The sequence below is a fragment of the Larsenimonas salina genome (genome assembly GCF_023736155.1).
In the GTDB taxonomy this organism is placed as follows: domain Bacteria; phylum Pseudomonadota; class Gammaproteobacteria; order Pseudomonadales; family Halomonadaceae; genus Larsenimonas; species Larsenimonas salina.
This window is the reverse complement of sequence record NZ_JAMLJJ010000004.1, coordinates 230,788-257,582: the sequence shown is the minus strand read 5'-3', so window position 1 is coordinate 257,582 and position 26,795 is coordinate 230,788. Positions and strand designations below refer to the sequence as shown.

Here is a 26,795-nt window from a genome sequence, read left to right as displayed (position 1 = left end):
CCTCAAGTGCCGCGTTTGCGCCATGGCGTGAGTGGGCTCACAGGTGGCTTTGCGGGTGATGGCCAAGCCATCGGGCGGCCGTAGGCGCCAGCGGCAACCTGGGAAATAACGTGGTCTGGTAGGCGTGATAGATATCGGGCTTTCCTGACCACGTGCCGCTGGCGGGCCTATTCTGCGCGTCAAGCTCGTGGTGCCAGCTGCCTTTCTCCTGATCGATCAGGTAAAGGTCGATGTAATCCCACCAGGTGCGATACCACTGCTCGAAACGGGCATCGCCGGTGCGGGCCAGAAGCGCGGCGGCGGCAAGCACGCCCTCGGCCGGCACCCAGTGCATTCGGGCGCAAACCACGGGCCTGGCCTTGAAATCGAGCGTATAGACAAACCCGGGCTGGCCGTCGGCGGCCCACCCCGTCGTTGCGGCGTCAAAAAGGGCCACGGCGTCTTCGGCAAGCCAGGCCGGTGCATGCTCACCATTGGCAAGCAGGGCCGCCTCGAGGTTCAACAAAAGGCGCGACCATTCAAGGCCGTGGCCCGGGGTAACGCCGTAGGGCCGAAACGCATCGGCGGGGGTGTCCTTGTTGTATTCCTTGTGCGGTTGCCAGTCGTCGGTGAAGTGTTCGATCACGTGATAGCCAGCGCTGGCGGCGTGTTCATGGATGAGCCGGTGGGCGATCGACAGCGCCCGTTGCCGCCATAGCGGCTCATCGAGTGCGTCGGCAATGGCGAGAAAGGCCTCGACCGAGTGCATGTTGCTGTTGGCGCCTCGGTAGGCTTCGCTTTCCTGCCAGAATTGGTCCGAGTTTTCGCGCATCGCCCCTTCCTCATCGCTCCAGAAGTGGGTCTCGATGGCGTGGCATGCACACTCTAAAAGTTCGCGCGCGCCTGCGCGCCCGGCAAGTGTTGCCGATGCCGCGGCCAGAGCCACGAACGCATGAAGGTAGGCTTCCTTGTTGCTGCTGGCGCCGGCCTCCTGCGCCTCTGAAAACCAGCCCCCGGCTTCATGGTCGAAGAACATCGTCTCGAGCGCACGAAGCCCATGATCAACCAGCATGGTCGCACCGGGCAGCCCCTGAAGGGCGGCGAGCGCGTAGGTGTGAGTCATGCGCGCCGTGACCAGCGTTTGTGGTCGGCAGGCATTGTCGAGACGGCCCGCCTCATCGAGCCAGCCGAATCCGCCGTCGGGAAGCCGGGCCGCCTTGCCGAAGTCGAGCAGATGTTGCCCGTGGCGTGACAGCCATCGGCGGTGCGCCGGTTGATCGATCCAGTACGTCAAAGGGGCGTGGGGCATGCAATAACTCCTTGGCAACAGAACAACAGGAAGTGTGTGAGACCGCTTAAAAGGACATCGGGTCAGCGTGCTGGATCCACGACCCCGTTCAGGGAGGCATTTCGCCGGTACCAGCCTGCAATGCTTGCGCGCGGGCGCGTCGTCGGGCGCACTTCATGAGGGATGGTTTCCGAAAGGAAACACACCAACGTATTGGCCGTGGGAATCACGCGCTCGAGTTCGCGTTCAGGCGCGTTGGGGTCGTAGATGACCATTTCACCGCCGGCATCGGCTGGCCAGTCCTGATTCAGATATAAAACGGTCGATACCATCCGATTGGCGCGGCCTTGCAGGCTATCGACGTGTGTTTTGTAAAAACTTCCGGCCGGGTAGCGGGCAAAATGCGCCTCGAACTCGAACAGGCCGAGAAAGAGGGCGTAGTTCAGGGCGTCCTTGAACGCGGCCATCCGTTCGAGGTAGCGCACCTGGGCCGGCCCGTTATGGTTCAACCAATAGATGCTGTCGCCACGAATATCGTCACGAAGCTGGTGCTCTTTGCCGCGGCCAATGCCGGCGCGTTGAAGCTGGTCGTGATGGCGCAGGTGCTCGAACTCCTCGAGCAGCGCGTCGATTTCAGGCGGCGGTAGGGCGTTGTGGATAACGCCATAGCCGGTGTCGACCAGTGAATCGATCAGGGAGTCCCATGGGTGGTAGGTGGCATCGGGTGCAAAGGCGTCAGTCATCGGGCGTCTCGGAGTAAGGGGGTGGCCTGCGGGCACTGCGCGTACGCAGCTCACCCCGCTTGGGCGGAGTGTCGAGGCTCAGGGCGGCGTCGAACCCGATCGTGAGCAGTTCGACCACCATCATGGCCGAGAGCCCCCAAAGGTGTGCGCCGTCAACGGCGTAGCTGGGCACGAACAGGGTGCGTGAATCATCGAGCGCGATGGCGTCGGTATAGGCGCGATCATCGTCGATCAGTCGGTTGATCGGCAAGTAAAGGGCACGTTCGATCTCGGCCGGATTGAGGGTCAAGGTCGGGCGCGCGGGAATGCGGGCAACAAACGGCGTTACGATCAGTCCGTTGACGGAAATGCAGTCGCTCAGACGCCCAAGCACCTCAATGTGTTCCCGGTGAAGGCCGACTTCCTCCTCGGTTTCCCGAAGCGCGCATTCGAGCAGGGTCTCGCCCGGGTCAAGCTTTCCGCCGGGGAACGCTACCTGGCCGGGATGGCTCGATAGCCGAGCGTTTCGAAGCGTCAACAAAAGGCGAGGCGGCGCCTCATCGCAGATTGGAATGAGCACCGCTGCACGCGGGCGCGGCTCATTGATCTCGAGGGGGGTGTGTGCTTGCAGTCGCTGCTGTAAGGTCTTTAACATGCCTGTCTACTTAATCCGTCTGCCGCTCTGGAGCGCCTGATGAACTACTGCAGCCACTGTGGCGCATCTGTCTCGTTTGAAGTCCCGAGCGGTGATGATCGCCCGCGTTATCTATGCCACCACTGTGGCACGGTGCACTACCAGAATCCACGTATCGTTGCCGGCACGATTCCCGTGTATGAGGGCAAGGTGCTGTTGTGTCGCCGGGCCATCGAGCCGCGCCATGGTTACTGGACCCTGCCGGCAGGCTACATGGAAAACGGCGAAACCACCGAGCAGGCCGCCTGGCGCGAAACCTGGGAAGAGGCGCAGGCCGACGTCAAGGTTGGTCATCTCTATACATTGATCGACCTGCCACACATCAATCAGGTCTATATGATCTTTCGGGCCGAGGCCGGCCCCGATTTTGCGGCCGGCCCTGAAAGTCTCGAGGTGGCGCTCTTTGATGAGCAGGACATTCCCTGGGATCACTTGGCCTTTCCCACCATCGTGCGCACCCTTGAGCACTTCTTCGAGGACCGCCCCACCGGTAAGTTCCCGCTTCATACCAGCACCATGGACAAGCGTGATCGCAAGGGCATGTTTTAGCGGTTCATTTGGCCATGTGATGGCAAGCGCTGCGATCGCGCATCGATGATGGCATAATCGCGCGGCATATCGGCAGCGCCTGGCGCTGCCTTCGGTAATAAACAGTGGATAGTTCATGCTCAAATGGCTTTCTATCGCCCTGGTGGTTCTGCTGGCACTTTTGCAGTACCACCTGTGGTTCAGTGACGGTGGGTTGCTTGAATGGCATCGCGTGACGGCCCGGGCCGACTCGATCGAAAGCGCCAATGACGTTTTAAAGGCGCGAAACGATCGGTTGGCTGCCGAGGTGATCGATCTCAAGGATGGCCTGGGCGCGGTCGAGGAGCGTGCCCGCAACGACCTCGGTATGGTGCGCGGTGACGAGCAGTTTTTCTGGGTGCCGGGTGTGACGGTTGACGCGACCAAGGAAGCGGCCAAGGCGCCGGCGGAGCCTGACCAATGACGCTCTATATCATCGTGCCGGCGGCAGGCGTGGGCGCCCGCATGAACGCCGACCGCCCCAAACAGTACTTAACCCTTGCCGGCGAGCCGCTGATGAAGCGCACCCTCGAGCGATTGTCGATGGCGTTCGAGGGCGCTGAGCTGGTGCTTGGTCTGAGCGCCGCGGACCCCTGGTTCGATTCGAGCTGGCTGGACGGCCTGCGCTGGCGGCGCGCCCCCGGTGGAAACTCCCGCGCCGACACCGTAAGACAGGCGCTCGACGCGCTAAAGGGCTGCGCCCACGAGGATGATCTGGTGCTGGTTCATGATGTCGCAAGGCCCTGTGTCACCGTCGCCGACCTTCTCGCGCTCAAGGCCGCGGCGCAGGCTTCCCCCGATGGCGCACTGCTGTCAGCGCCTGTCGCTGACACCATGAAGCGCGCAGGCGAAGGCGCACGGGTGCTTCGAACCGAATCGCGCGAGCGGCTCTATCACGCCCTGACCCCGCAGGGCTTTTGCTATGGCCTACTCAGCGAGGCCCTGTACAGGGCGAGCGAGCACGGCAACGAAGGCATTACTGATGAGGCCTCCGCCGTCGAGGCGCTTGGCCGCTCGCCGCAACTGGTGCCGGGCCGGCGTGACAACATCAAGGTCACCCACCCCGAGGACCTGGCGCTGGCCGAGGCCATCCTGGCTGCGCAGTCGACCCCATCTACCGATTCGCGAGGAATGACATGACATTACGCATTGGGCACGGTTTCGATGTTCACCGCTTCGGCCCGGGCGATCATCTAATGATCGGCGGCGTTCAGGTGCCGTTCGAGCAAGGGTTCGTGGCCCACTCCGACGGTGACGTGCTGCTTCACGCGATCGCCGATGCGCTGCTTGGGGCCTGTGCGCTTGGCGACATCGGCCACCACTTCCCGGATACCGACGCAGCCTATGAGGGTGCTGATAGCCGGGAGCTGCTCAAGCAGGTCTACCGGCAGGTGCAGGCCAAGGGCTACCGGCTTGGCAACCTGGACGCCACCGTCATGGCGCAGGCGCCGAAGCTTGCCGGCCACATCCAGGCCATGCGCGAGGTGCTGGCGTTTGATCTTGGCGTGAGTCTTGATCAGGTCAACGTCAAGGCCACCACCACTGAGCGGCTCGGGTTTACCGGGCGCAAGGAGGGCATTGCGGCGGAAGCCGTCGTGCTGTTGGCGTCGACCTGATGGCGTCACTCGATTGGCCCCGCGTTCACGGTGAACCGATCGGTTTTGCGGAGTACCGCCAGAGCGCGCAGGCGTTCAAGGTAAGTGAGGAACTCGGGTTCGAGCCGGAAGGCGAGGGCGAGCACCTCTGGCTGTTTATTGAGAAGACTGACCTTTCTACCCAGGAAATGGCGCGCCGCCTTGCCCATGGCGTTGGCATTCAGCCGCGGGATGTTGGCGTGAGCGGGCAAAAGGACCGAACGGCGTTGACCCGGCAGTGGTTTTCGCTGTGGCTGGCCGGCACGGATGTGCCCGTGGCCCCGAGTGAGCTGGTCGAGCAGGCCGGTGGGCAACTGGTGCGGCAATCGCGTCATCCGCGCAAGTTGAAACGCGGCGTGCACCGGGCCAATCGCTTTGCGATCCATCTGCGCGGTGAGCTTGATGTGGCCGCGCTCGAGGCACGGGGCCGGCAGATACTGACGTGGGGCGTGCCGAATTATTTCGGGCCGCAGCGTTTCGGGCATCAATGGAGCAACCTGATACGAGCGCGCAATCTGATGGCGCGTGGCTGGCGCAAGCGAGACGACCGTCAGGGCATGCTGCTTTCTGCCGCTCGAAGTTTTCTGTTCAATGAAGTGTTGGCCGAGCGGGTCCGGTCGGGCACCTGGGCGCAGGCGCTTGAGGGCGATGTGCTGATGCTTGAGGGGACTCAAAGTCAGTTTGCCTGTGAGACGCCGGACGCCAGTGTGGTCGAGCGCGTCAAGGCCTGTGATCTTCATCCAACCGGTCCGATGCCCGGCAAGCGTCCGGGTGAATCGCGTGGAGAGGCGCTTGCACTCGAAACCCGCGTGATCGACGCCTTTCGTGATCTAGCGGACGGCATCGCCCGCGCTGGCGCCGAGACGCGTCGGCGGGCGCTTCGTGTGATGCCCGATACGCTCGAGTTCACGTTGACCCCTGACGGCGTGTGGGTATCGTTCGCCCTGCCAAGCGGGGCGTTTGCAACCTCGGTGCTCAGAGAGTTGATCGATCATCCCTCGCTGATAGCCAACCACCGCCCGCTTTCTGGAGAGGCCCTATGAGGCAATTGCTGCTGTCCAACGACGATGGCGTTCATGCGCCCGGACTCAAGGCGCTAAGTGATGCGCTGTCGGATGCCTTTCATGTGCGGGTCGTTGCGCCCGATCGAGACAAGAGTGGCGCAAGCAATGCGCTTACACTGACGCGCCCGCTGTCGGTAGGACAATTGGACAACGGGTATTACTACGTCGATGGGACGCCTGCGGACTGTGTGTACCTGGGTGTGCGAGAGCTTTGGGAACCGACGCCGGATATGGTGGTCTCGGGAATCAACCATGGCGGCAATCTGGGCGATGACGTGCTCTATTCCGGTACGGTCGCTGCGGCCATGGAGGGGCGCTCGCTCGGCCTTCCGGCCATGGCGGTCTCGCTGTGCGGTAAGACACACTTCGATTCGGCGGCCAGGGCGGCCAGGATGTTGGTCGAACAAACCGACCATCTGACGCTTCCGCCCAGAAGCCTGCTCAACGTCAACGTGCCGGATCTGCCGTGGGCGGCGATCAAGGGCATTCGTGTGACCCGCCTTGGCCATCGTGGGCCGAGCGACCAGCCACTTGAAGTACGTGACCCGCGCGGGCGGCCGCGCTACTGGATTGCGCTTGCCGGTAAGAACGCCGATGACGGTGATGATACCGACTTCGCCGCCATCGATCAGGGCTTTATCTCGGTGACGCCCTTGATGACCGACCTTACCCGCCACAGCGCCATCGGCGACGTTCAGAATTGGCTCGGGACCTTGAGCCTGACATGACTTTTATCGGTCCCGACATCACAAGGAGAGAAGGGTGAATCGTGCGTTAACGCTGTATCTCAAAGGCGCAGGGATGGGCGCGGCCGATGCCGTGCCCGGCGTCTCCGGAGGCACCATCGCCTTCATTACCGGCATCTATGAAGAGCTTATACACACGATCCGGCGGTTCGGGCCGGAGGCGATTGGTGTCTGGCGCGAGGGCGGAACGCTTCGCATGCTTGAGTTTTTGAACTTCGGCTTTCTGATTCCACTGATGCTTGGCATCCTGACGAGCCTGGTGACGGTTGCACACCTGGTGACCTATCTGATGGACGCCTACCCGCTGCTGCTCAATGCGTTCTTCTTCGGGCTGGTGCTGGCCTCGGCCTATGTCGTTGCTCGGCGGTTGACGCACTGGAACCCCGCGCATCTAGTGGCGCTGGTGGCCGGGGTGGCCCTTGCCTATTACCTGCCGTCACTGCTGCCTGCAGGTAATGACGGGGGATGGATGCTGTTTATCGCCGGCGCCATCGCGATCAGTGCCATGCTGTTGCCTGGCGTATCCGGCAGTTTTCTTTTGTTGACCATGGGTATGTATGGCACGGTCATGGGCGGCATCAAGAGTTTCGATTTGATGCTGATCGTCAAGTTCGCGCTCGGCTGTCTGGTCGGTCTTTTTACCTTTTCACGGGTTCTGTCGTGGCTGTTCAAGCACCACCATGCCATGACCCTGCAACTGTTGATCGGGTTCATTCTCGGGTCGTTGCCGACCCTCTGGCCCTGGAAAACATTGAGTGCGTATCGGCTAGCCGACAATGGCGACAAGATTCCGCTGGACCACCAGCTCTTGTGGCCGAACCATTACGGTGCGGTGACCGGTAGCGACCCTCAGTGGGTGCTGGCGTTCGCGCTGATGGCTGTCGGCGTCGCGCTGGTCGTGGCCATTGGTGAACGCAATGCTCCCTCAGACGCATCAGGAGAGAAGTGAAGTCATGAAAACCTATATCGTCATCGGTGCTCTGGCGGCGTTCGGCGCCCTTGCCGGCTGCGCCACAAGCACCAATCCCGCCCAGATTTCGGACCGCTCCTTCGACCAGGGGCAGGCGTCCAAGCCCGCATCGTACAGTGTGCGCCGCGGCGATACCCTTTACAGTATCGCCTGGCAGCATGACAGCGATTTCCGAACGCTTGCGATGCTCAATGGCCTCGAGCCGCCCTATAACCTTCGTCCTGGTCAAACGCTGAAACTCAACGAGGCCGGCGCGGGGGGCGGTATGCCTTCAGACAGCGGCAACGCGCCGCAGGGCGCCAAGACCACGCCGCTCAATGGGGGCGGTGCGGATGATTCGGACGATTCCTGGCTGCTCTCTGGAGGCGATGAATCCGATTCGAACGGCATCAGTGCAACACCTATAGAGGCGGCCAGCCCGCATGCAGATGGTGCATCCACCGACAGCGCCGGCAACGAGCTCGGCACCCAGGTGGCCGGCGCTGTCGAGCAGGCAAAGCCCGCCAAACAGGAGTATTCGCCGGTCAAGAACGTGCAGTGGCAGTGGCCTTCCAAGGGGCAAATCGTCGGTACGTTCGAAGACAAGAGAAACATAACAGCAGGCATTGATATTGCCGGTCAAAAGGGGCAACCTGTGACGGCGGCTGGCCCAGGTATCGTTGTTTACGCAGGCAGCGGTGTCCGCGGCTACGGCAATCTTGTCATCCTCAAACACAATGATCATTTCCTGAGCGCGTACGCCCACAACGATACCTTGAAGGTGAAGGAAAACGACGTGGTCAGTGCCGGACAGACCATTGCGACGATGGGTAACAGCGATGCCGACCGCGTTGCGCTTCATTTCGAAATTCGCAAGGACGGTCAGCCACAGGATCCGATGAACTATCTACCGGACCAAGGGTGATACGATACGGGGCGTGATCGACTACCCAGGCGCCCCGTCATTAAGAAGACACAATAATAAAGCAACGTCGATACCCGATTCTGGGCAATGGAAGCTTTGAACGAAAAGGGGTAATAGCTATGACGGTAGCAGAACGAGATCTACAGGACGTAAATCTTGAAGACGCCGACGCGGAACTGAATCTTGACGACAATGACGTCGCCGAGGAAGAAGGCGCGTTTGAGAAGGCTCTCAATCGCGATGAAAAACAGTCCAGCCAAAGTCTGGACGCCACTCAGATCTATTTGAACGAAATCGGGTTCTCCCCGCTTCTGACACCTGAAGAAGAGGTGTTTTACGGCCGTCTTGCGCAGAAAGGTGACCCGGCCGGGCGCCAGCGCATGATCGAGTCCAACCTTCGCCTGGTCGTCAAGATCTCAAGGCGCTATCTCAACCGTGGCCTTACGCTGCTCGATTTGATCGAGGAAGGTAATCTGGGGCTTATTCGCGCCGTGGAAAAATTCGATCCCGAGCGTGGGTTCCGATTTTCTACCTATGCCACCTGGTGGATTCGCCAGACCATCGAGCGGGCGCTGATGAACCAGACCCGTACGATTCGTCTGCCGATTCATGTCGTCAAGGAAATGAACGTCTATCTGCGCGCCTCGCGCGAGCTGACTCAGAAACTTGACCATGAGCCGACCGCTGAAGAGATCGCCGCACATCTCGACAAGCCGGTTGAGACCGTCAAGAAGATGCTCGGGCTCAATGAGCGCGTATCGTCGGTCGACTATCCGGTAGGCAGTGAAAGCGACAAACCCCTGATCGACACCATCGCTGATGAAAATGAATCCGGGCCGGAATCCGATCTGGTCGATTTCGACGTCAAGGCGCACGTGGATGAGTGGCTCGCCGAGCTTACCCAGAAGCAGATGGAAGTCGTGGTACGTCGTTTCGGACTGCGTGGTCATGAGCCGGCAACACTTGAAGACGTCGGTGCCGAAATCGGTCTGACCCGCGAGCGGGTTCGCCAGATTCAGGTCGAGGCGCTCAAGAAGCTGCGCAAGATGCTGGAAGGGCAGGGGCTTTCTCTCGAATCGATCTTCGATCAGCATTAAGCCGCACCTCGCGACGGTGCAATGATTGCTAAAACGGGCGGACCTTGGGTCCGCCCGTTCTCGTTCGGAGAATGCTTTTTTATTTGCACCATGACGCGATAGACTATAGAGAAACCAACATGCATTCTTGTATGTATGTCTGATCAATGCGCTCGAGCGCGATGCGAGCTGTTCGAAGCCGTCGTCTATCAATGCGCAAAGCCGTTACAGGAACTTATTCCCATGCCAAGAATCAAGGCGCTCTCATTGGCCGTGGCGCTTGCCGCCTCGACCCAGGTACAGGCCGCCGACCTGATGTCCATCACCCGCGATGCGATGAGCAACAACGCAAACTACGCCGCCTCCCGTGCCGGGTACGACAGCACCGAGGCTCAGGAAGATGTACAGCGCGGCGACCTGTTGCCTCAGATCACGGCGTCTGCAACGCATACGCGTTATCACGTGATCTCGAGCCCGGATTCAAGCGCCGGTGCCGCGACGGCCGGGGGCGGTACGGCCGCGGCCCGAGGCAGCGATGATGACTACAGCGCCACGTCGGCCAATGTTCAGCTGACCCAGTCGCTGTTTGATGCAACCAACTGGTTTCAGCTCGAGGCGGCCGAACGCTCGACGGCTCAGCAGGCGCTGACGCTTGCCGGTGACCGTCAGCAGCTCTTCTACAACGTGGCTGAAGCCTATTTCGAAGTGCTGAGAGCGCATGAGTTGCTCGAGACCTACCGCGCGCAGGAACGTGCGCTACAGCGTGAGTTCGAGCAGGTTCGTCAGCAATTTGAAGTTGGTGTGGTCGCGATTCCCGCGGTGCGTTCGGCCGAGTCGTCCTACGACAGTGCCCGTGCCCAGCGAATTTCTCAGGAAAGCGCGCTTGAAGTGGCGTTTGAAAGCCTTGAGCAGCTGACCGGCAAGCAATATGCCTCGATCGATACGCTCAAGAGCGACCTTCCGATCGAGCGGCCAAAGCCCAGCTCCCGTGACGACTGGGCAAGCATGGCGGCGACCCAAAACATCACGCTGCTGGCCGCAAAGGCTGCGGTCAAGGCAGCCCGCGCCGATGTCAAAACCGCGCGCGCCGGGCACCTGCCGGTGGTAAGTGCCTTTGCCAACTACGACTACAGCAAGTCCAATCAGGATTACATTCGCGGCCACTCCGGTGACACGACCTTTGGGGTGCAGGTCAACGTGCCGATCTTCTCCGGTGGATCGACCAGTGCGCAGGTTCGCGCCAATACCTATACGCTCGAACAGACCCAGTTTCAGGCCGAGGACCAGCTTCGAACCGCGGTTCAAAACGCCCGTTCCTATTACGCGCAGGTCAATAACGCGATCTACAGCATCGCGGCACAGAAAAAGGCGATCGCCTCAGCGCGCAGCTCGCTTGATGCCAGACGTCAGGGCTATCAGGTCGGCACTTACAACATCGTCGATGTCCTGGACGCCGAACAGGATTTCTACACCGCGATGTCGAACTACGCCGACGCACGCTATGACTACATCCTCGATATGCTGAATCTGCGTCAGGCCGCCGGTGTCCTGGATCAGGGCACCCTCGAGGCACTCAACAAGTGGCTCGACGCCGACAAGGCCGTGCAGCTCGACATTTCCGATCGCAGTAACGATCAGGATCTTCTGAGTCGCGAGATCAGTACCGTCGATCAGGACTCCAACGTATTCGGCGCCGTAACACCGGCTCGGCTCACACCCGAGCGCTAGGCGCTTGTCGCGCGCCGGGTCTGACGCGACAATAACGGCGTATTTTACTGTGGAGTTACGTCATGGCCCGGCCTTTAACGGCATATATCGATCTGGCAGCCCTGCGGCACAACTATCAACTGGCCTGTGCCTGTGCCCCTGAAAGCCAAACGCTTGCCGTCATGAAGGCCGACGCCTACGGGCACGGCGCGCTCGAGTGCGCCCGGGCACTTTCGGATCTGGCGCCGGCGTTCGCGGTGGCAAGCATCGAAGAGGCCGACCGTCTTCGAAACGGGGGTATCACTCAGCCGATCGTCCTGCTCGAAGGGTTCTTTAACGCCTCCGAACTTCCGCGTATTGCCGAGCGTAACTACTGGTGTGTCGTACACAGTCAGTGGCAGATCGAGGCGCTTGCCAACGCATCGCTTGCCCGGCCGATTACGGTATGGGTCAAGCTCGATTCCGGCATGCACCGGCTTGGTTTCTCACTTGATGAGGTCGAGTCGACCTGGCATGCGCTTGGGGCTATGGAAAACGTCCATCAGCGTCATCTGATGACGCACTTTGCCTCGGCCGATCTCGAGCGCTCGCCGCAGTTTGCCGAACAGCTTGAAAAGGCTCGTACCGTAGCCCGTCGGCTCGACGCCCCGGTGAGCTTTGCGAATTCGCCGGCAACGCTTGTGCATTCTGAGGCACATGGTGCCTGGAACCGGCCCGGTATCATGCTCTACGGCGCTGACCCGCTTGAACGAACCACCGAGCTCAGTCAGCAGCTAAAGCCCGTCATGACGCTTGAGACCGAAGTCATTGCCCTTCGAACGCTTGGGCCCGGCGAGCCGGTCGGCTATGGCGGGCGCTTCGAAACAGCGCGGCCGAGCCGTATCGCGGTCATCGCCTGTGGCTATGGCGACGGGTATGATCGCCACGCCCCCGATGGTACGCCCGTTCTAGTGGACGGGCAGCGGGCGCCCCTTGCCGGGCGGGTCTCGATGGACATGATGACCGTCGATGTTACCGACCTTCCCGAGGTGTCGGTCGGCTCACGCGTGACGCTTTGGGGAAGCGCCGCGACGGGGGAAGCTCTCCAAGTCGATGATGTGGCCAGACACTGCGAGACCATCAGCTATACGCTACTTACCGGGGTGCTGCCTCGTGTACCGCGTCGCTATCTGACGACATGAACGCGCCTGGTGCTCGAAGTGCGCCCGCGTGCGCTCTACAATGAGCGTTTTTTTAAGTGAACTGGACAGCCCATGGGTAAGAAAAAGCGAACACGCCCGAAAAGTCATGCCCACCCGAGGTATTGGCCAACCTGGTGCGCCATCGGATTGATGCGTCTGGCCGCCTGGCTGCCCTGGCGCGTGAAGCTTTGGGTCGGCAAGGGGTTGGGTGAGCTGGTCTGGCGGTTTGCCAAGCGTCGTCGACACATCACCGAGACCAATCTGGCGCTGTGCTTCCCCGAGCTCGACGATGCGGCGCGTGCACGGCGGGTGCGCGAGACCTTTCATGCCAATGGCATCGGTATTCTGGAGACGGCCACCGGGTGGTGTCGCGACCCTGAACACATGCGTCATCGTGTGGCCTTCAAGGGCCTTGAGCATATGGAAGAGGCCAAGGCGCAGGGGAAGGGCGTTCTGATCATCGGGATTCACTTCTCGACGCTTGATCTTGGCGGTGCGCTGCACTCGCTCTTTTTCGATGCCGATGTGGTCTACCGCCCCCACGATAACCCGGTGTTTGAAACCTTCATGACCAAGGCGCGCCGGCGCATCTTTGGTGCTGCGATTGACCGTCACGATCTCCGTGGTGTGGTTCGGCGGATCAAGGCCGGCCATGCGGTGTGGTATTCGCCGGATCAGGATTTCGGACGTGAGGCCAGCGTGTTCGCGCCGTTTTTCGGCGTCGAGGCGGCCACGATCAAGTTGACTGCGAAAATTGCCCGGATGACCGGGGCGCCGGTGATGCCGCTGATGTTCCATCGTAACCCGGACGACTACACCTATACACTCGAGTACCTGCCGGCGATCGATAATTTCCCGACCGGGGATGAAGTAGCGGACGCGGCACGCATCAATGCGTTCATCGAGCAGGCGATTCGAAAGCACCCCGAGCAGTATCTGTGGCTGCATCGGCGCTTCAAGACACGGCCGAACAAAAGCGACCCGTCGCTGTATTGAGGGTGCGTCGATGACCCCGCCATGAAAAACGCCCCGTCTCGACGGGGCGTTTTTGCAGGCAAGGCCTCGGTCAGGCGTCGATGCGCTTGTACTTGGTGCGCTTGGGCGTGTCGTTGCCGACGCGCTTGTGGTAATCCGCCTCGTACTCGCTGTAGTTGCCTTCGAAGAAGGTGACGCTCGAATCGCCTTCGTAGGCGAGAATGTGCGTCGCGATGCGGTCGAGGAACCAGCGGTCGTGCGAGATCACCATCGCGCAGCCCGGGAACGCCAGCAGCGCTTCTTCGAGTGCGCGCAGGGTCTCGATGTCCAAATCGTTCGAGGGCTCATCGAGCAGCAGTACGTTGGCGCCCTGTTTCAGGGTCTGCGCCAGCTGAAGTCGTCCGCGCTCACCGCCGGACAGGTCCTTCAGGTACTTCTGCTGATCGGTGCCCTTGAAGTTGAAGCGACCAACGTAGGCGCGTGAGGAGACCTCATAGCCATTGATGCTCAGCATGTCGTGACCGTCGGATACGGCCTCCCAGACAGTCTGGTCATCCTTCATCTTGTCACGGAGCTGCTCGACGTAGGCGATGTCGACGGTGTCACCGATGACGACATTACCGGCATCGGGCTGTTCCATGCCGGCCACCAGCTTGAACAGGGTCGACTTGCCCGCACCGTTGCCGCCGACAATACCGACGATGGCGCCGGGCGGCACCTGGAAGGAGAGGTCTTCAAACAGCACCTTGCCTTCAAAGCTCTTGGTGACGTTATGGAACTCGATGACCTTGTCGCCAAGGCGCGGACCGGGCGGAATGTAGATCTCGTTGGTCTCGTTGCGCTTTTGGAAGTCGCCGGACTGCATCTCATCGAAGCGATTAAGACGCGCCTTGTTCTTGGCCTGACGCCCCTTCGGATTCTGGCGAACCCACTCGAGCTCCTGCTTGATTGCCTTCTGACGCGAGGCTTCCTGCTTGGCTTCCTGCTCGAGACGCTTCTCCTTGGCTTCGAGCCAGTTGGAGTAGTTGCCTTCAAACGGAATGCCACGCCCGCGGTCAAGCTCGAGGATCCAGCCGGCAGCGTTATCGAGGAAGTAGCGGTCGTGGGTAACCGCAACAACGGTGCCGGGGTACTCGACCAGAAAGCGCTCGAGCCAGGCGACCGATTCGGCGTCCAGGTGGTTGGTCGGCTCATCGAGCAGCAGCATGTCCGGACTCGACAGCAGCAGACGACACAGCGCCACACGGCGACGCTCACCGCCTGAGAGGTTGGCGATGCTTGCGTCCCATGGCGGCAGGCGCAGAGCGTCGGCGGCCACTTCGAGCTTGCGCTCGAGGTTATGGGCATCGCTTGCCTCGATCAGATTCTCGAGCCGGGCCTGTTCGGCGGCCAGCGCGTCGAAATTGGCGTCGGGGTCGGCGTAGGCCATATAGACCTCGTCGAGCTTGGTCTGGGCCTCATGAATATGAGCGACGGACTCTTCGACCACCTCACGGACGGTCTTTGAATCATCCAGTACGGGTTCCTGCGGCAGATACCCTACGTTCAGATTCGGCATCGGGCGAGCTTCACCGTTATATTCGGTGTCAACGCCTGCCATGATGCGCAGCAGTGAGGATTTGCCGGATCCGTTCAGGCCCAAAACGCCGATTTTGGCGCCTGGGAAGAACGACAGGGAAATGTCCTTGAGGATTTCACGTTTGGGCGGCACGATCTTGCCGACCCGGTTCATGGTATAGACGTATTGCGCCATGAGATTCCAATACCGTTGTCAGGAAGTGGGGTAGGGGCTCTTGGCCTCACTAGAGGGCGATGATAGAGCGCGCATGGCATCAAGGCCAGCCGCAGTGCGAACTTGACGACAAAATCGTCGGAAATGTGGGGTCATAAACGATAACGACCGCGCAAGGCGGCCGTCGTTGGTGTTTTGGGGGCTACTCTTCTTCGACATCCTCGTCGATGTCGTCATCATCATCTAGCAACCATTCGTCGGTAATGTCTCGCTGAAGCCTGCGTTCTTCAAGCAACGACTCAAGGCGCCGCCGGGCCTTGGGGTCACTCTTGCGGGGTTTTGTCAGTTCGAACTCGTCGTCATTGACGGCATCGTCGCTCAGTTCGTCAAGATCGAGGTGCAGCTCTTCTGAACTCATGGGTTCACCTCCTAAGCCAGGTTCCTGACTGGCTATATAACGTGACTGATGCGCGGATGCAATACCTTTTCAAAAAGTTACTTGACTTTGCAGTGTGTAAATAGATCAGGCCTTGTGGTCGGTGTTGATCTGGTCCCGCAGTCTGTCCAGCTCCTGGCGCGCCTCGATGGTATCGGTGACGTCCTTTTGAACTCCGATGAAGTACTGAAGCTCATCGCCTTCATCGTAGACCGGTGTGATCGAAAGCTCGTTCCAGAACAGGCTGCCATCCTTTCTGTAATTTCGAATGACTTCGCGACAGAACTTGCCTTCCGCCAGCGCATCCCGAATGCGGTCAAGCCCGGGCTGCTGGGCATCGCCGTTTTGAAGAAAGCGGCAGTCTCGATAGAGGATGTCGTCGGCGCTGTACCCGGTCAAACGCTCGAAGCCCTGATTGACGTAGATAAGAATGTTTTCGTTGCCTTCCTGCTCGGCGACCACGATGCCGTCATCAGAAGAGTTGATAACGCGCTCGAGAAGTTCAGGGCTGATCATGTGAGGTCGTTGCATTGGGTCGTGGATCCTTGATGATAGAGTGCGGTCGTTCTTCCATTGTGCAGGCCACCCCGGCCTGCCACGACGTATGAGGCGTGATGCGCGCCGTTATTGTTCAACATTATGAAGACGTTGAGCGAGCATGGCCGCAATGAAAAGGCTCAATGTAAGCAAAATTAATGCCCACGCGCTACCGATTAGGTGTGCCGTTACGCCAATAACCGCACCGAACACCAGCAGCAATATGCCGGTCAACGTATTAGACATCGCAACATACAGCGCTCGCTGCTTCTGCCCGGCCAGATCCACCACGTAGGTCTTGCGGCCAAGACGGATGCCGGTGTGTGCGATGATCATCACTGCGTACAGCATTGCGAAGGGCCACACCGTCTGAGTCCATGCAAAGGGCAACAGGGCCGTAAGAGCGGCAAGAAAGGCGGCCGCCGCGGCGATCAGTCCGCCGTTTCTCATCACAATATGGCTGCCGCGGTCGGCACGTTTGCCCCAGAGTGGGCTCGCGATCATGCTGGCAATGCCTGAAATCAGAATTAAAACGCCAAGCCCCTTCAGGTTCTCGTCGCTGTTGTTCTGGGCAAGCAGGGCCATGTAGGGCAGGGCGAGCGCACTGCCGAGCAGCAGGGTGCGCGCCAGGTTGAAGCGGCGAAACTCCCTGTCGCGCTTGAGTGCCTTGACGCCGTCTTTCAATGTGGCAAGGGCGGTGCTGCCGCCTTCTGTTGCGCCGTCGTCTTCTTTAAGGCGCAGTGCGCAGAGGGCATTTACAAGCCAGCCAATGCTCGCGATCACCAGCAACACGACCAGCGCGGCGCGGCTTGGCTGATTCCCCAGTGCAATGAGGATGGCGCCGGCGGCAAGCGTTGCGCCCCCGGCAAGGCTGCCACTCCAGCCCATGAGCTGACCGCGTTTTTGCTTGTCGATGGTTTTTCCAAGCACGTCCTTGGTGGCGATGGAGGTCACCCCACGCGCCAGTGACAGTATCACCAGTACTACAAGCACCATCGACCCGCCTACGCTGCCGCCGCCCCACAGCGCCACCAGCGCCAGGGCAAAGGCGGACGCGGCCTGAATGGCGCTGCCAGCGGCCCAGACATACTTTCTTTGTGGCAGCGGGCGAATCAGACCCGCCACCAGCACCTGCGGCAGAAGCGCGCCGGCTTCTCGAATCGGGACCAGTAGCCCGACCATCCAGCCCGGGGCGCCCAGTGCTCCCAGAAGCCAGGGCAGAATCAGCCGGGCGCTTGCCAGTTCATCGGCCAGCTTATTGCCAAGCGAGCCAAGAAGCTGCTTTATAAAGTTACCGGGCTGTTGGTTGCAGGCGCTGTCGGGAATATCCTTGCAGGTGCGGGCATCTTCATCATGGGTTAACGCTTCGAAGGTGCGGGTAAGCGTACTATCTTGAGGGGTAGTATCTTGACAGGGAGTATCTTGGGTATCGGTGGCCATGTGGCTTCCTTGTCTCTCATGGCGGTGCATCGCTAAAGTAGGCGAGCAAGCATAGTCAAATTTAAAAGGCGGTAAGAGCCATGCGCATCACGATCCATTATTGTACACAGTGTCACTGGCTACTGCGGGCAGCCTGGTATGCTCAGGAGCTTTTACAGACGTTCGGTGAAGATCTTGACGAAGTGTCGCTTGCACCGAGTCATGGCGGGCATTTCGATATTCTGGCCAACGGAGAACTGCTTTGGGACCGCAAGCGCGATAACGGCTTTCCGGCCGTGAAGGAAATCAAACGGCTGGTCCGAGACCGGCTCGACCCCGAGCGCGATCTCGGCCATGTGGATCGGTGATCAGAACCAGCGTTTTCGGCGCAGCAGCCAAAGCTGTAACAGGATCACGAGTACGATCAGTCCAACGAATACCGTAAAGCCGTAATGGTTGTCGGCGCCTGGAATGCCGCCGACGTTGATGCCCAGAAGCCCGGTCAGAAAGCCAAGTGGCAGGAAGATCGCGGTAATGACCGAAAGCACGTACATGCGGTCGTTGAGTTGCTCGGAGCGCTCACTGTTGAGCTGCTCCTGCAGCATCATCGAGCGCTCCTGCATCGCCTTGGTGTCTTCGACGTAGCGTTGAAGCTGGTTGGCGGATTCCCTGAGCCAGAGCCGGGCGGTCTCCTCGACGTAGCCCGGCTCACTGGCCAGCCGGTTCAAGCAGTCGCACTGAGGCTCCATGAAGCGCCTGAGCGTGATTAGCGAGCGGCGAAGCTTCAAAAGCTCGTCGTCGTCGATCAGCTCATCGTTGAGCTGACACTCCTCCAGCTGCCCGAGCCGGTCGTCTAGATCGTGGTCCAGTTCACCGACCTTATCGATCATGGCGTCGGTCATCGACGCCAAAAGTTCCGACACATTTCGGGGGCCTTCGCCGTCGTGCAGGTAGTTTCTCACCAGTGAAATCGATTGAAGCGGGCGCCGTCTCAGTGTGATCAGGCGGTTGTTGGTAAGCCACACGCGAAGCGAGATCATGTCATCGGGGGCAGCACCCGGGTTCAAATTGATGCCTCGAAGCGTGGTGACAAGCCCACCGACAAAGCGCCCGACCCGGGGGCGCGTCTGTTCTTCCAAAAGGGCCTCGATCACGTCTTCATGCAGGTCGGCGATATCCTGCAGGAAGTGCGGCGCATCGCCATGCGTGAAATCAAGATGCATCCAGACCGGCGCCGGGTCGGTTTGCCAGATGCGATTCAAGTCATCGTGTTCCAGAAGCTGACCACCGCCGAGCCCATCGAGTCGGTAGGCGGCAACCAGAGAAGTCGTGGCATCAACCATTGAGTGTCCTTAAACGAGCAGTACGTGCATGGGCGCACCGTCTAAACGACGGCTTAAGATGATTTGGACGCAGGCGGCAGACTCAAGAGTTCGTCGACTACACTCCACACATTATCGAGCACCTTGGGCTGTGCGCGGGCGTTGGGATGAATGGCGTCATCCTGCATCAGGTCGTCATCGAGCGCCACGCCGTCGAGCATGAACGGCTCGAGCGGCAGGGCGTATTTTTCGGCAAGTGTGGGGTAGATGTTCTTGAAGGCCGTCGAGTAGTTCTGACCGTAATTGGGCGGCACCATGATGCCGAGCAAACCGACGCGGGCCGGGTGGTTCTGGATCAACTGGATCATCTTGTCGAGCCGAGACTGAATCTGGGCGGGAGGCAGCCCACGAAGGCCATCATTACCGCCAAGCTCCAGCAGCACGATGTCGGGATCAAACTGCTCTAACGCCTTGGGCAGCCGCTCGAGCCCACCCGAGGTGGTTTCACCGCTGATGCTTGCGTTGATGACCTTGTCCTTGTCGCCGAGGCGCTGCTGCAAGAGATGCACCCAGCCCTTGTCGGTCGGCATGTTGTGCGCAGCGCTCAGGCTATCGCCGAACACCAGTATGGTTTCGGCCCGCGCCGCGCCGGTTGCTGCCAAGCCCAATGCGAGAATCAACGCCGCGGCCCACCGAGGGCGCGTCCATTCTGGCCGTGATGACCCGGTCGATGTCAGGAGTGTTTTCAACATGTCTCGATCCTTTTCTTCGATACGTGAGTCTGTGACGCATGAATCCGTAACACGGGAGCCTTCGGGGCATGAGCCGGCCACGCCCACGATCCTGCGGGCAGTCGGACTCTCCAAGCAGGTACGCTCGGGAAGCCGTACGCTGACCGTGATCGATGCGCTCGACCTGGACGTGGCCCCCGGCGACTGTCTTGCCATTCTAGGCCGATCCGGCGCGGGGAAATCAACGCTTTTAAGTTTGCTGGCAGGCCTTGATCAGCCAAGCGGCGGCGAGCTTTATCTGTTCGATACCGCGCTTTCCAAGGCTGATGAAGACGGCCGGGCCCGACTTCGCGCCGGGCAGGTCGGCTTCGTGTTTCAGAACTTTCAACTGCTGCCGACGCTCACGGCGCTCGAGAACGTGATGCTGCCGCTTGAATTGACCGAAGCGCGTGACAAAAGTGCCCGAGCCAAAACCTGGCTCGAGCGCGTGGGACTGGGGGACCGGCTCGACCACCTGCCGCGCCAGCTTTCCGGCGGCGAGCAGCAGCGGGTGGCAATCGCCCGGGCGTTCGTGACCGAGCCGAAGCTGGTGTTCGCCGATGAGCCCACCGGCAACCTAGATCAGCACACGGGGCAATCGGTGGCGGAGCTTCTGTTCTCGCTCAACCGCGACCAGGGCACCACGCTGATCGTGGTCACACACGACACCGAGCTTGCCCGCCAGTGCGCGCGGCAACTGACGCTTGCCGACGGCGCGTTGATCCCGTGGGAGAACCTTTGATGCAGATGGCACGACTGGCGCTCAAGAGTCTCTGGCGCGATTTACGAGCGGCGGACGTTCGCGCGCTGTTTCTGGCCATGATCATTGCAGTGGCCGCCACCACCATGATCGGCTTCTTCCTCGACCGAGTGACTCAGGGCATGGCCCGTCAGGCCGGGCAGCTCCTTGGCGGCGACGTGGTGCTGGTCAAGGGGGCGCCGTTCGAACAGGCGGATGTGACCCGTTTGCGCGAAGGTGGGTTCAAGACCAGTGAGCAGACGCAGATGGTCTCGATGGCAAGCCGCCAGGGCGCCTTTCAGCTTTCGAGCCTCAAGACCGTCGATCATGACTATCCGCTCTACGGTACGCTCACCATCAGAACTGCCGCCGGCGAGGTACAAAAAACCGGGCCGCCGGCAGTGGGTGAGGTCTGGATCGATGCGCGTCTGGGCCGCCGGCTCGAGGCCGGCCTTGGTGATGAATTTCAGCTCGGCCAGACCCGCGTGCGTGTGGCTGGCTTCATCGAGCGCGAGCCCGATCAACGGGTCGGGCTTGCCAATCTCAATCCGCACATCCTCCTGTCTCAGGCAACGCTTGAAAGCGCCGATTTGATCCATCCCGGTGCCCGGGTGACCTATCGTTTGATGGGGCGGGGCGAAAGTGGGGCGGTCGAGGCCATTCAGCCGTGGCTCGATTCGCTGCGCGATCAAAGCATTCGCGTGATGGACGTCGAGCACGACAGCCCACGGCTTGGTCGCACGCTCGAGCGTACCCAGAAATACCTGAGTCTGGCGGGGCTTGCCGCAGTACTGCTGGCAGGCGTTGCAGTGGCGATGGCCACCCGACGCTACGTCGAACGTCACCTTATGACAGTGGCACTGCTTCGCTGCTTCGGCAGTCAACGGCGTCAGTTTACGGCGCTCTTCTTGTATCAGCTTGGTTGGCTGGCGCTGATGGCATCAGTACTCGGGGCAGCACTGGGCTGGCTGGGTCAGGAGGCGCTTTTGAGTCTGCTGGCCGCGATGCTGACGCTTGCGCTGCCGCCACCGGGCATCATGCCGCTGGCGCTTGGGGTGCTGACGGCGGTGGCGATGCTTGCGGGGTTCGCCGGCCCGACGCTCTTGAGGCTCAAGAACGTCAGCGCGCTGAAGGTGCTGCGTCACGAGCTCGACCCGATGCCGGTCTCGGCGCTTTGGGTGGTGCTGGTGGCGAGTCTGGTGTTCGGCGCGCTTTTGTGGCTTTTCAGCAAGGATTTGATGCTGTCGTTCTGGGTGCTGGTGCTGGGGTTTCTCGCCCTGTTTGGATTGTGGGCAGTCAGCGCCGTGTTGCTTCGTGGGCTCGGGCGGCTCTCCTACCGGTTTCACGGCCCCTGGCGAATGGGCGCGCGCCAGCTTGCCCAGCGCACCCGCTCGAGCCAGGGGCAGATGGTTGCGTTTTCGGTGACGCTTGCTGCGGTCGGGTTCATTACGCTGGTGCGTGCCGATTTGCTCGATGATTGGCAGAACCGCCTGCCGGCGGACGCGCCCAACCAGTTCGCGATCAACATCCAGCCCAGCGAGCGCGCCGACTTCACGAACGCGCTGGATGCGCTGACGACCAGTCGAAGCGACGTTTACCCGCTGGTGCGTGGGCGAATCGTTGCAATCAATGACCGGCCGCCGCGGCAGGTGGTGCCGGAGGAGGCCCGTGAAGACGGCAACCTTCGCCGCGAGCTCAACCTGACCTGGCGCGAGGCGCTGCCCGACACCAATGACGTGACCCAGGGCCAGTGGTTCGCCCCTGATGCCGGAGCGGGCGAGGGTGTGGTGCCGATCTCGATGGCCGAGCGGCTGGCGACGCGGTTTGATCTGAGTCTCGGCGATACGCTGACGTTCGATATTGGCGGTTCAGACGTGACCGGGCGCATCACCAGCATTCGCAAGGTCGACTGGGAAAGCTTCAAGCCCAATTTTTTCGTGATCTTTCCGCCGAATGTGCTCGAGGGCTTTAGCCACAGCTTTATCACTGCCTTTTACCTACCGTCGGACAAGCGCGATGCGCTGGGGCAGGTGGTCAAGCAGTTCCCGTCGGTGTCGTTTCTGGACATTGGCGTGATCCTGAATGAAGTCGATCGCATGCTCTCTCAGGTCGCCCGTGCGATTTTATTCATTCTCCTGTTCGTTGGGGCGGCAGGCGTTGCGGTGCTTTTTGCGGCGCTGGCGGCGTCGCGCCCCGAGCGCACTCATGAAGGCGCGCTGCTCAGAGTGTTCGGGGCGCAGTCCGGGTATCTCTCGAAGGCCCACGGTGCAGAGTTTCTCTGGCTGGGCGGGCTCAGCGGAGTGATGGCCGCGGTGCTGGTGGAGGGCGGCACCGCCGCGCTCTACGCCTTCTGGCTTGACCTGCCGGTTCGGGCACACCCGCTTTTGTGGGTCGGGCTTCCCGGTGTAGGTATGGCGCTGGTGGGAGGCCTTGGCTGGGTGCTTGGACGCGACCTTCGCAGGCAGCCGCCGATGACCAGTCTGAGTCAGCTCGAACAGTCATGAAGAGGAAGCGACGCACACCCGATGCATGAGCGACATCGGCAATCTTGATGAGGTGGTTTCAAGTGAATCGGAAAATGAGCTGCGCTATCATGGCCGTCCACGATTTACAGTCGCCCGCTTTGTTAAGGATCAATTGCATGTTCAGCCGTGATATGACCATCGCCGGATACGACGACGTACTGGCCAGCGCAATGAATGAAGAAGAGGCGCGTCAGGAAGCGCACATCGAGCTTATCGCCTCTGAAAACTACACCAGCCCGCGCGTTGTCGAAGCGCAGGGTTCGCTTCTGACCAACAAGTACGCTGAAGGGTATCCCGGCAAGCGCTACTATGGCGGCTGCGAATTCGTCGACAAGGTCGAAACGCTTGCGATCGACCGCGCCTGTGAGCTGTTCGAGTGCGACTACGCCAACGTTCAGCCGCACGCCGGTTCCCAGGCCAACAGCGCCGTGTTCCAGGCGCTGGTCAAGCCGGGCGACACCGTACTCGGCATGAGCCTTGACGCGGGCGGCCACCTGACGCACGGCGCCAAGCCGAACTTCTCCGGCAAGCACTACAACGCCGTCCAGTATGGCCTGAACGACGAAGGTCTGATCGATTACGACGAAGTTGCGCGTCTGGCCGAAGAACACAAGCCCAAGATGATCATCGCCGGCTTCTCGGCGTATTCCCAGATCATCGACTGGAGCAAGTTCCGCGAGATCGCCGATAACGTCGGTGCGTACCTGTTCGTCGACATGGCGCACGTGGCCGGTCTGGTCGCGGCGGGTCTCTACCCGAGCCCGCTCAAGCACGCCCACGTCGTCACCACCACCACGCACAAGACCCTTCGTGGCCCGCGTGGCGGCCTGATCCTGTCTGCCTGCGGCGACAAGGACCTCTACAAGAAGCTTGATTCTGCCGTATTCCCGGGCGGTCAGGGCGGCCCGCTGATGCACGTCATCGCCGGCAAGGCCGTGTGCTTCAAGGAAGCACTCTCGTCTGACTTCAAACAGTATCAGCAGCAGGTGCTGGACAACGCCAAGGTCATGGCGGAAGTGTTTGTCGAGCGCGGTTTCGATGTTGTCTCCGGCGGCACTAAGGACCACCTCTTCCTGCTGTCTCTGGTCAAGCAGGGCGTGACCGGCAAGGATGCGGACGCGGCACTTGGCCGTGCCCACATCACCGTCAACAAGAACGCCGTGCCGAACGACCCGCAAAGCCCGTTCGTCACCTCCGGTCTTCGTATCGGTACGCCGGCTGTCACTACGCGTGGCTTCAAGGTCGACGACTGCCGCGAACTTACCGGCTGGATCTGCGACATTCTTGACGTGCTCGGCAAGGGCGAAGACACCACCGAGATCGAGAATCAGGTGCGTGGCAAGGTCGAGGAAATCTGCAAGCGTCTGCCGGTCTACTCCTGATCGACGCGATGCATTAAACCGCGCGCCCGGTAACGGGCGCGTTGTTCAAAAAAGCCGCACACCGTGCGGCTTTTTTAATGCCTGTGTTTTGGGTTCAAGCCTTGAACGCGTCCGTTCCTAGCGTGCAGGCGTGTTCAAGAGTGACTGAAGGTGCGCCTTTTTGATCGCATACGCCTCGCTTTGCTGGTGCGTCTTCTTGTAGGTCTCCTTGGAGACGACCGCCTGTTCCAGACCCTCGGTCTTCGTGTGAGAAAGATGACGGTTCGGCAGCGCCAGAAACGCTTCGATCTCATGGGCGTGCCAATGACGCCGCATACTTTCATTGAAGAAGTAGCCCACTGAAAAATAGGGCATGAACCCGTAGCCTTCGGCGGCGGTGATCGTATCGGCGTAGAGCCGTTCAGGATGGTTCGAGTGTACCCCGAGTTTTTTCAGGTCCTTTCGGTTATTGGAGACAAACAGCGCGGCGGTTCTCGGTGCGAATAAATGATCGACGAACAGGGCCAGTGTGCTTTTGACCACCGGATGCCCCGGGCTTGCCGCGATGAACCACGCCTCCACAGGCCGGCTTCTTTCCGTGGGGTGGCGAAAGGTAAAGAGATCGAGCGGCGCGCGCGCCTCGGGTAGCCACTTCTCCAATGGCTGAAGGCAGAAGACGGTGGCATCCACCCACACGCCGCCGTACACGCTTAGAAGGTACAGCCGGAGGACATCGGTCTTCATGGCGAGCGTCAGCTTGATGCGGCTTAACGTGAATACCGAAAAGAGATCAACACCGAGTGTTTCAACCATCGTGTCATCGGTGAGCACACGCACTTCATACTCGGGGTTGAGCGCCTGCCAGGAGGCAATTGCCAGCCGAACCACCTCCGGTGCCTCATCGGCCGGTGTATTCCAGTACATCCACAAAATGCGCGGTGCGGCGCCTTCACGATACCCGGCGTGGCCAGCCTGCTTAAGCGCCGCCAGGGCCTTCGACGCCGGGGCGGCCTCATCGGCCGTCGGCGTGAAACCGGGCAGATTGAAGCGTACGTAGGCGTTATCCAGGGCGGGAAGTGCCCGACGAGCGCGAACGCATTTTCGCTCGAACCATCGGCTGGTGAAAACCGTCTTCGGCAGGTGTCTCATCAAGCCCTCATGATATAGTGTGACAGGTCAATCACTCCCAGCTGGTAACCCTATCATGAGCAACGACGCACCATCGCCGCCCAGAATGGCGCACCTTGTCAGTCTTAAGAACCTGGGAGGTGTGGAGCGCTATTTTCTTCGGTTTGTGACCGAATACAAGCGCGCGATGGCGTTGGATGTGTTGCTGCAAACCGAACAGGTGCATCCGTTTCTGCGCGATGAGCTGAGTGCCCGGGGCTACCCGATTCACAACATCAAGGGGCCCTCGACACTCAAGCTGCCTGAGCTTCTGGGCCTTCGCGGCCGGCATCAGAAAGCACTGATCGAGCGCATCGACCCCCAGGCCATTCTTGTCTGGAACAAGCTGGCGGGTAACCCGCTCCCGATGCTTGAGCGCCACCCGGTTTTTCATTACGAGCACGGCACTTCTTGGACCGCGCCGAAAACGCGCGAGGTCGATGACTACCTTGCGCGTCTTTCCGGCGTGGTCGCGGTTTCCCATGCCGCCTATCGCATGCTTCAACTTCGCTGCGGGCTCTCCGAACGCGTACCGGCGCTGACCTTGCATAACGCCATCGAGGTGCCGGAACGTGTTGCTGAACACCCGGAAGGGCGCTTTCGGCTCGGGTTTGCAGGCCGCCTCAAAGGCTTAAAAGCGCCGATGGTCGCGCTCGAGACCTTTCGTAGTGTTCAGGCCGAGTTGCCCGAGGCCGAGCTTTGGATCGCGGGGGAGGGGCCGCTCGAGCCGGTGCTGCGTGAATGGGTTGAGCGGTGGCAACTTCAGGACAACGTGCGCTTCTGCGGGCTGGTCAACGACATGTCGGCGTTTTACACCGAGCTCGATGCGTTTATTTGCCCCTCCTGGCGTGAACCGTTCGGGCTGGTAGCGCAGGAGGCGATGGCCTATGGCCTGCCGACGCTTGTCAGTAACGTTGATGGCCTGCCGGAGGCGTTAATGGACGCCGCCAACGGCGCCATCATCGAACCTACTCGGCCAAGAGATGCACTCAAAAAGTACAGCGAGCTTTGCGTGCAGGGCCCGAGCGAGGTGTATTCACCGAGCAGGGACGACCTGGTCTCCGCTCAGGTGATCGACCCGGAAGAGGCCGCGCAAACCCTGATCGAATGGGCCAATGACGTGGAACTGCGCCGGCGCATCGGCCAGCGCGCTAGAGCGCAGCTTATGCAGGAGCAGAACCTTACGCGGTACGGCGATCGGCTGATGGGGTTTATTGGTAATACCTTACAAAGATAATGTTCAATAAATAAAATTGTTAATCAGTTGCTAGGTGTTTAGC

General features: G+C 60.6%; 27 protein-coding genes. 17 read left to right on the top strand and 10 right to left on the bottom strand.

All coding sequences use genetic code 11. The annotated features are described in order from the left end of the window. Positions 1 to 37 precede the first annotated feature (37 nt). The 3 genes from NAT23_RS10105 to NAT23_RS10095 form a co-directional block, all read right to left on the bottom strand. Complete coding sequence (locus NAT23_RS10105; protein WP_251927949.1) at positions 38 to 1,288, bottom strand: AGE family epimerase/isomerase; 1,251 nt, start codon at positions 1,286 to 1,288, stop codon at positions 38 to 40. Positions 1,289 to 1,350: 62 nt separating this feature from the next. Continuing rightward, positions 1,351 to 2,010 (bottom strand): 2OG-Fe(II) oxygenase, encoded by a 660-nt coding sequence (locus tag NAT23_RS10100; protein ID WP_251927948.1) that lies wholly within the window; start codon positions 2,008 to 2,010, stop codon positions 1,351 to 1,353. Next, complete coding sequence (locus NAT23_RS10095; protein ID WP_251594068.1) at positions 2,003 to 2,644, bottom strand: NUDIX hydrolase; 642 nt, start codon at positions 2,642 to 2,644, stop codon at positions 2,003 to 2,005. Before NAT23_RS10095 ends, NAT23_RS10100 begins: the two co-directional genes overlap by 8 nt. A gap of 39 nt (positions 2,645 to 2,683) precedes the next feature. Here NAT23_RS10095 and NAT23_RS10090 point away from each other — a divergent pair, with 39 nt between their 5' ends. The 12 genes from NAT23_RS10090 (at position 2,684) to lpxL (ending at position 13,528) form a co-directional block, all read left to right on the top strand. Continuing rightward, positions 2,684 to 3,232, top strand: a complete 549-nt coding sequence (locus tag NAT23_RS10090; protein ID WP_251927946.1) for an NUDIX hydrolase — start codon at positions 2,684 to 2,686, stop codon at positions 3,230 to 3,232. 115 nt (positions 3,233 to 3,347) lie between these two features. Continuing rightward, positions 3,348 to 3,674 carry a cell division protein FtsB gene (ftsB, locus tag NAT23_RS10085; RefSeq protein ID WP_251594064.1) on the top strand — a complete coding sequence of 109 codons (327 nt, stop codon included), beginning with the start codon at positions 3,348 to 3,350 and terminating at the stop codon, positions 3,672 to 3,674. Next, the gene (gene ispD, locus NAT23_RS10080; RefSeq protein ID WP_251927944.1) at positions 3,671 to 4,390 is read left to right on the top strand and encodes a 2-C-methyl-D-erythritol 4-phosphate cytidylyltransferase; all 720 of its coding nucleotides are present in this window, start codon (positions 3,671 to 3,673) and stop codon (positions 4,388 to 4,390) included. Before ftsB ends, ispD begins: the two co-directional genes overlap by 4 nt. Next, on the top strand, positions 4,387 to 4,866 hold the full coding sequence (ispF, locus tag NAT23_RS10075) for a 2-C-methyl-D-erythritol 2,4-cyclodiphosphate synthase (protein ID WP_251594060.1): 480 nt from the start codon (positions 4,387 to 4,389) through the stop codon (positions 4,864 to 4,866). The genes ispD and ispF overlap by 4 nt, the downstream gene beginning before the upstream one ends. Further along, the gene (gene truD / locus NAT23_RS10070) at positions 4,866 to 5,927 is read left to right on the top strand and encodes a tRNA pseudouridine(13) synthase TruD (protein WP_251927943.1); all 1,062 of its coding nucleotides are present in this window, start codon (positions 4,866 to 4,868) and stop codon (positions 5,925 to 5,927) included. The genes ispF and truD overlap by 1 nt, the downstream gene beginning before the upstream one ends. After that, positions 5,924 to 6,676: a 5'/3'-nucleotidase SurE gene (surE, locus tag NAT23_RS10065; protein WP_251927941.1), complete on the top strand. Its 753-nt coding sequence runs from the start codon at positions 5,924 to 5,926 to the stop codon at positions 6,674 to 6,676. Before truD ends, surE begins: the two co-directional genes overlap by 4 nt. Before the next feature lie 34 nt (positions 6,677 to 6,710). Continuing rightward, a complete protein-coding gene (locus NAT23_RS10060) occupies positions 6,711 to 7,643 on the top strand; it encodes a DUF368 domain-containing protein (protein WP_251927939.1) in 933 nt (310 codons plus the stop codon). 4 nt (positions 7,644 to 7,647) lie between these two features. After that, on the top strand, positions 7,648 to 8,568 hold the full coding sequence (locus NAT23_RS10055) for a peptidoglycan DD-metalloendopeptidase family protein (RefSeq protein ID WP_251927937.1): 921 nt from the start codon (positions 7,648 to 7,650) through the stop codon (positions 8,566 to 8,568). A gap of 119 nt (positions 8,569 to 8,687) precedes the next feature. Further along, complete coding sequence (gene rpoS / locus NAT23_RS10050) at positions 8,688 to 9,665, top strand: RNA polymerase sigma factor RpoS (RefSeq protein WP_251927935.1); 978 nt, start codon at positions 8,688 to 8,690, stop codon at positions 9,663 to 9,665. 222 nt (positions 9,666 to 9,887) lie between these two features. Further along, positions 9,888 to 11,372, top strand: coding sequence for a TolC family outer membrane protein (locus NAT23_RS10045; RefSeq protein ID WP_251927933.1), 1,485 nt, complete (start codon positions 9,888 to 9,890; stop codon positions 11,370 to 11,372). A gap of 62 nt (positions 11,373 to 11,434) precedes the next feature. Next, positions 11,435 to 12,532: an alanine racemase gene (alr, locus tag NAT23_RS10040; RefSeq protein WP_251927931.1), complete on the top strand. Its 1,098-nt coding sequence runs from the start codon at positions 11,435 to 11,437 to the stop codon at positions 12,530 to 12,532. 72 nt (positions 12,533 to 12,604) lie between these two features. Continuing rightward, positions 12,605 to 13,528: an LpxL/LpxP family Kdo(2)-lipid IV(A) lauroyl/palmitoleoyl acyltransferase gene (gene lpxL, locus NAT23_RS10035; RefSeq protein ID WP_251927929.1), complete on the top strand. Its 924-nt coding sequence runs from the start codon at positions 12,605 to 12,607 to the stop codon at positions 13,526 to 13,528. 70 nt (positions 13,529 to 13,598) lie between these two features. Here lpxL and ettA read toward each other — a convergent pair whose 3' ends face one another. The 4 genes from ettA to NAT23_RS10015 all read right to left on the bottom strand — a co-directional run bounded on the left by ettA (position 13,599) and on the right by NAT23_RS10015 (position 17,652). Beyond that, complete coding sequence (gene ettA, locus NAT23_RS10030; RefSeq protein ID WP_251927926.1) at positions 13,599 to 15,260, bottom strand: energy-dependent translational throttle protein EttA; 1,662 nt, start codon at positions 15,258 to 15,260, stop codon at positions 13,599 to 13,601. 181 nt (positions 15,261 to 15,441) lie between these two features. Then, positions 15,442 to 15,657 carry a PA3496 family putative envelope integrity protein gene (locus tag NAT23_RS10025; protein WP_251927924.1) on the bottom strand — a complete coding sequence of 72 codons (216 nt, stop codon included), beginning with the start codon at positions 15,655 to 15,657 and terminating at the stop codon, positions 15,442 to 15,444. Between the two features lie 105 nt (positions 15,658 to 15,762). Continuing rightward, a complete protein-coding gene (locus NAT23_RS10020; protein WP_251927923.1) occupies positions 15,763 to 16,206 on the bottom strand; it encodes a PAS domain-containing protein in 444 nt (147 codons plus the stop codon). 93 nt (positions 16,207 to 16,299) lie between these two features. Next, positions 16,300 to 17,652, bottom strand: coding sequence for an MFS transporter (locus tag NAT23_RS10015; protein ID WP_251927921.1), 1,353 nt, complete (start codon positions 17,650 to 17,652; stop codon positions 16,300 to 16,302). Between the two features lie 80 nt (positions 17,653 to 17,732). Here NAT23_RS10015 and NAT23_RS10010 point away from each other — a divergent pair, with 80 nt between their 5' ends. Next, positions 17,733 to 17,999 carry an Rdx family protein gene (locus NAT23_RS10010; RefSeq protein ID WP_251594028.1) on the top strand — a complete coding sequence of 89 codons (267 nt, stop codon included), beginning with the start codon at positions 17,733 to 17,735 and terminating at the stop codon, positions 17,997 to 17,999. On the opposite strand, the gene NAT23_RS10005 is transcribed toward NAT23_RS10010, so the two are convergent. Both NAT23_RS10005 and NAT23_RS10000 read right to left on the bottom strand, forming a co-directional pair. Then, positions 18,000 to 18,974: a zinc transporter ZntB gene (locus NAT23_RS10005; RefSeq protein ID WP_251594025.1), complete on the bottom strand. Its 975-nt coding sequence runs from the start codon at positions 18,972 to 18,974 to the stop codon at positions 18,000 to 18,002. 53 nt (positions 18,975 to 19,027) lie between these two features. Further along, positions 19,028 to 19,705 carry an arylesterase gene (locus NAT23_RS10000; RefSeq protein WP_251927919.1) on the bottom strand — a complete coding sequence of 226 codons (678 nt, stop codon included), beginning with the start codon at positions 19,703 to 19,705 and terminating at the stop codon, positions 19,028 to 19,030. On the opposite strand from NAT23_RS10000, the gene NAT23_RS09995 reads away from it, so the two are divergent. From NAT23_RS09995 to glyA, 3 genes are all read left to right on the top strand, one after another. Continuing rightward, positions 19,704 to 20,465: an ABC transporter ATP-binding protein gene (locus NAT23_RS09995; RefSeq protein ID WP_251927917.1), complete on the top strand. Its 762-nt coding sequence runs from the start codon at positions 19,704 to 19,706 to the stop codon at positions 20,463 to 20,465. The genes NAT23_RS10000 and NAT23_RS09995 overlap by 2 nt on opposite strands. Next, positions 20,465 to 22,966, top strand: a complete 2,502-nt coding sequence (locus NAT23_RS09990) for an ABC transporter permease (RefSeq protein ID WP_350028327.1) — start codon at positions 20,465 to 20,467, stop codon at positions 22,964 to 22,966. Before NAT23_RS09995 ends, NAT23_RS09990 begins: the two co-directional genes overlap by 1 nt. 137 nt (positions 22,967 to 23,103) lie before the next feature. After that, positions 23,104 to 24,369: a serine hydroxymethyltransferase gene (gene glyA, locus NAT23_RS09985; protein ID WP_251594019.1), complete on the top strand. Its 1,266-nt coding sequence runs from the start codon at positions 23,104 to 23,106 to the stop codon at positions 24,367 to 24,369. Positions 24,370 to 24,486: 117 nt separating this feature from the next. On the opposite strand, the gene NAT23_RS09980 is transcribed toward glyA, so the two are convergent. After that, positions 24,487 to 25,497, bottom strand: coding sequence for a capsular polysaccharide synthesis protein (locus NAT23_RS09980; protein WP_251927916.1), 1,011 nt, complete (start codon positions 25,495 to 25,497; stop codon positions 24,487 to 24,489). A gap of 55 nt (positions 25,498 to 25,552) precedes the next feature. On the opposite strand from NAT23_RS09980, the gene NAT23_RS09975 reads away from it, so the two are divergent. Further along, the gene (locus NAT23_RS09975) at positions 25,553 to 26,752 is read left to right on the top strand and encodes a glycosyltransferase family 4 protein (RefSeq protein WP_251927915.1); all 1,200 of its coding nucleotides are present in this window, start codon (positions 25,553 to 25,555) and stop codon (positions 26,750 to 26,752) included. Positions 26,753 to 26,795: the final 43 nt, after the last annotated feature.

Excerpts from the sequence above, each read along its gene's own strand:
- NAT23_RS10105 (WP_251927949.1), bottom strand. The coding sequence starts at position 1,288 with ATGCCCCACGCCCCTTTGACGTACTGGATCGATCAACCGGCGCACCGC.
- NAT23_RS10100 (WP_251927948.1), bottom strand. The coding sequence starts at position 2,010 with ATGACTGACGCCTTTGCACCCGATGCCACCTACCACCCATGGGACTCC.
- NAT23_RS10095 (WP_251594068.1), bottom strand. The coding sequence starts at position 2,644 with ATGTTAAAGACCTTACAGCAGCGACTGCAAGCACACACCCCCCTCGAG.
- NAT23_RS10090 (WP_251927946.1), top strand. The coding sequence starts at position 2,684 with ATGAACTACTGCAGCCACTGTGGCGCATCTGTCTCGTTTGAAGTCCCG.
- ftsB (WP_251594064.1), top strand. The coding sequence starts at position 3,348 with ATGCTCAAATGGCTTTCTATCGCCCTGGTGGTTCTGCTGGCACTTTTG.
- ispD (WP_251927944.1), top strand. The coding sequence starts at position 3,671 with ATGACGCTCTATATCATCGTGCCGGCGGCAGGCGTGGGCGCCCGCATG.
- ispF (WP_251594060.1), top strand. The coding sequence starts at position 4,387 with ATGACATTACGCATTGGGCACGGTTTCGATGTTCACCGCTTCGGCCCG.
- truD (WP_251927943.1), top strand. The coding sequence starts at position 4,866 with ATGGCGTCACTCGATTGGCCCCGCGTTCACGGTGAACCGATCGGTTTT.
- surE (WP_251927941.1), top strand. The coding sequence starts at position 5,924 with ATGAGGCAATTGCTGCTGTCCAACGACGATGGCGTTCATGCGCCCGGA.
- NAT23_RS10055 (WP_251927937.1), top strand. The coding sequence starts at position 7,648 with ATGAAAACCTATATCGTCATCGGTGCTCTGGCGGCGTTCGGCGCCCTT.
- rpoS (WP_251927935.1), top strand. The coding sequence starts at position 8,688 with ATGACGGTAGCAGAACGAGATCTACAGGACGTAAATCTTGAAGACGCC.
- NAT23_RS10045 (WP_251927933.1), top strand. The coding sequence starts at position 9,888 with ATGCCAAGAATCAAGGCGCTCTCATTGGCCGTGGCGCTTGCCGCCTCG.
- alr (WP_251927931.1), top strand. The coding sequence starts at position 11,435 with ATGGCCCGGCCTTTAACGGCATATATCGATCTGGCAGCCCTGCGGCAC.
- lpxL (WP_251927929.1), top strand. The coding sequence starts at position 12,605 with ATGGGTAAGAAAAAGCGAACACGCCCGAAAAGTCATGCCCACCCGAGG.
- ettA (WP_251927926.1), bottom strand. The coding sequence starts at position 15,260 with ATGGCGCAATACGTCTATACCATGAACCGGGTCGGCAAGATCGTGCCG.
- NAT23_RS10025 (WP_251927924.1), bottom strand. The coding sequence starts at position 15,657 with ATGAGTTCAGAAGAGCTGCACCTCGATCTTGACGAACTGAGCGACGAT.
- NAT23_RS10020 (WP_251927923.1), bottom strand. The coding sequence starts at position 16,206 with ATGCAACGACCTCACATGATCAGCCCTGAACTTCTCGAGCGCGTTATC.
- NAT23_RS10015 (WP_251927921.1), bottom strand. The coding sequence starts at position 17,652 with ATGGCCACCGATACCCAAGATACTCCCTGTCAAGATACTACCCCTCAA.
- NAT23_RS10010 (WP_251594028.1), top strand. The coding sequence starts at position 17,733 with ATGCGCATCACGATCCATTATTGTACACAGTGTCACTGGCTACTGCGG.
- NAT23_RS10005 (WP_251594025.1), bottom strand. The coding sequence starts at position 18,974 with ATGGTTGATGCCACGACTTCTCTGGTTGCCGCCTACCGACTCGATGGG.
- NAT23_RS09995 (WP_251927917.1), top strand. The coding sequence starts at position 19,704 with ATGTCTCGATCCTTTTCTTCGATACGTGAGTCTGTGACGCATGAATCC.
- NAT23_RS10000 (WP_251927919.1), bottom strand. The coding sequence starts at position 19,705 with ATGTTGAAAACACTCCTGACATCGACCGGGTCATCACGGCCAGAATGG.
- NAT23_RS09990 (WP_350028327.1), top strand. The coding sequence starts at position 20,465 with ATGCAGATGGCACGACTGGCGCTCAAGAGTCTCTGGCGCGATTTACGA.
- glyA (WP_251594019.1), top strand. The coding sequence starts at position 23,104 with ATGTTCAGCCGTGATATGACCATCGCCGGATACGACGACGTACTGGCC.
- NAT23_RS09980 (WP_251927916.1), bottom strand. The coding sequence starts at position 25,497 with ATGAGACACCTGCCGAAGACGGTTTTCACCAGCCGATGGTTCGAGCGA.
- NAT23_RS09975 (WP_251927915.1), top strand. The coding sequence starts at position 25,553 with ATGAGCAACGACGCACCATCGCCGCCCAGAATGGCGCACCTTGTCAGT.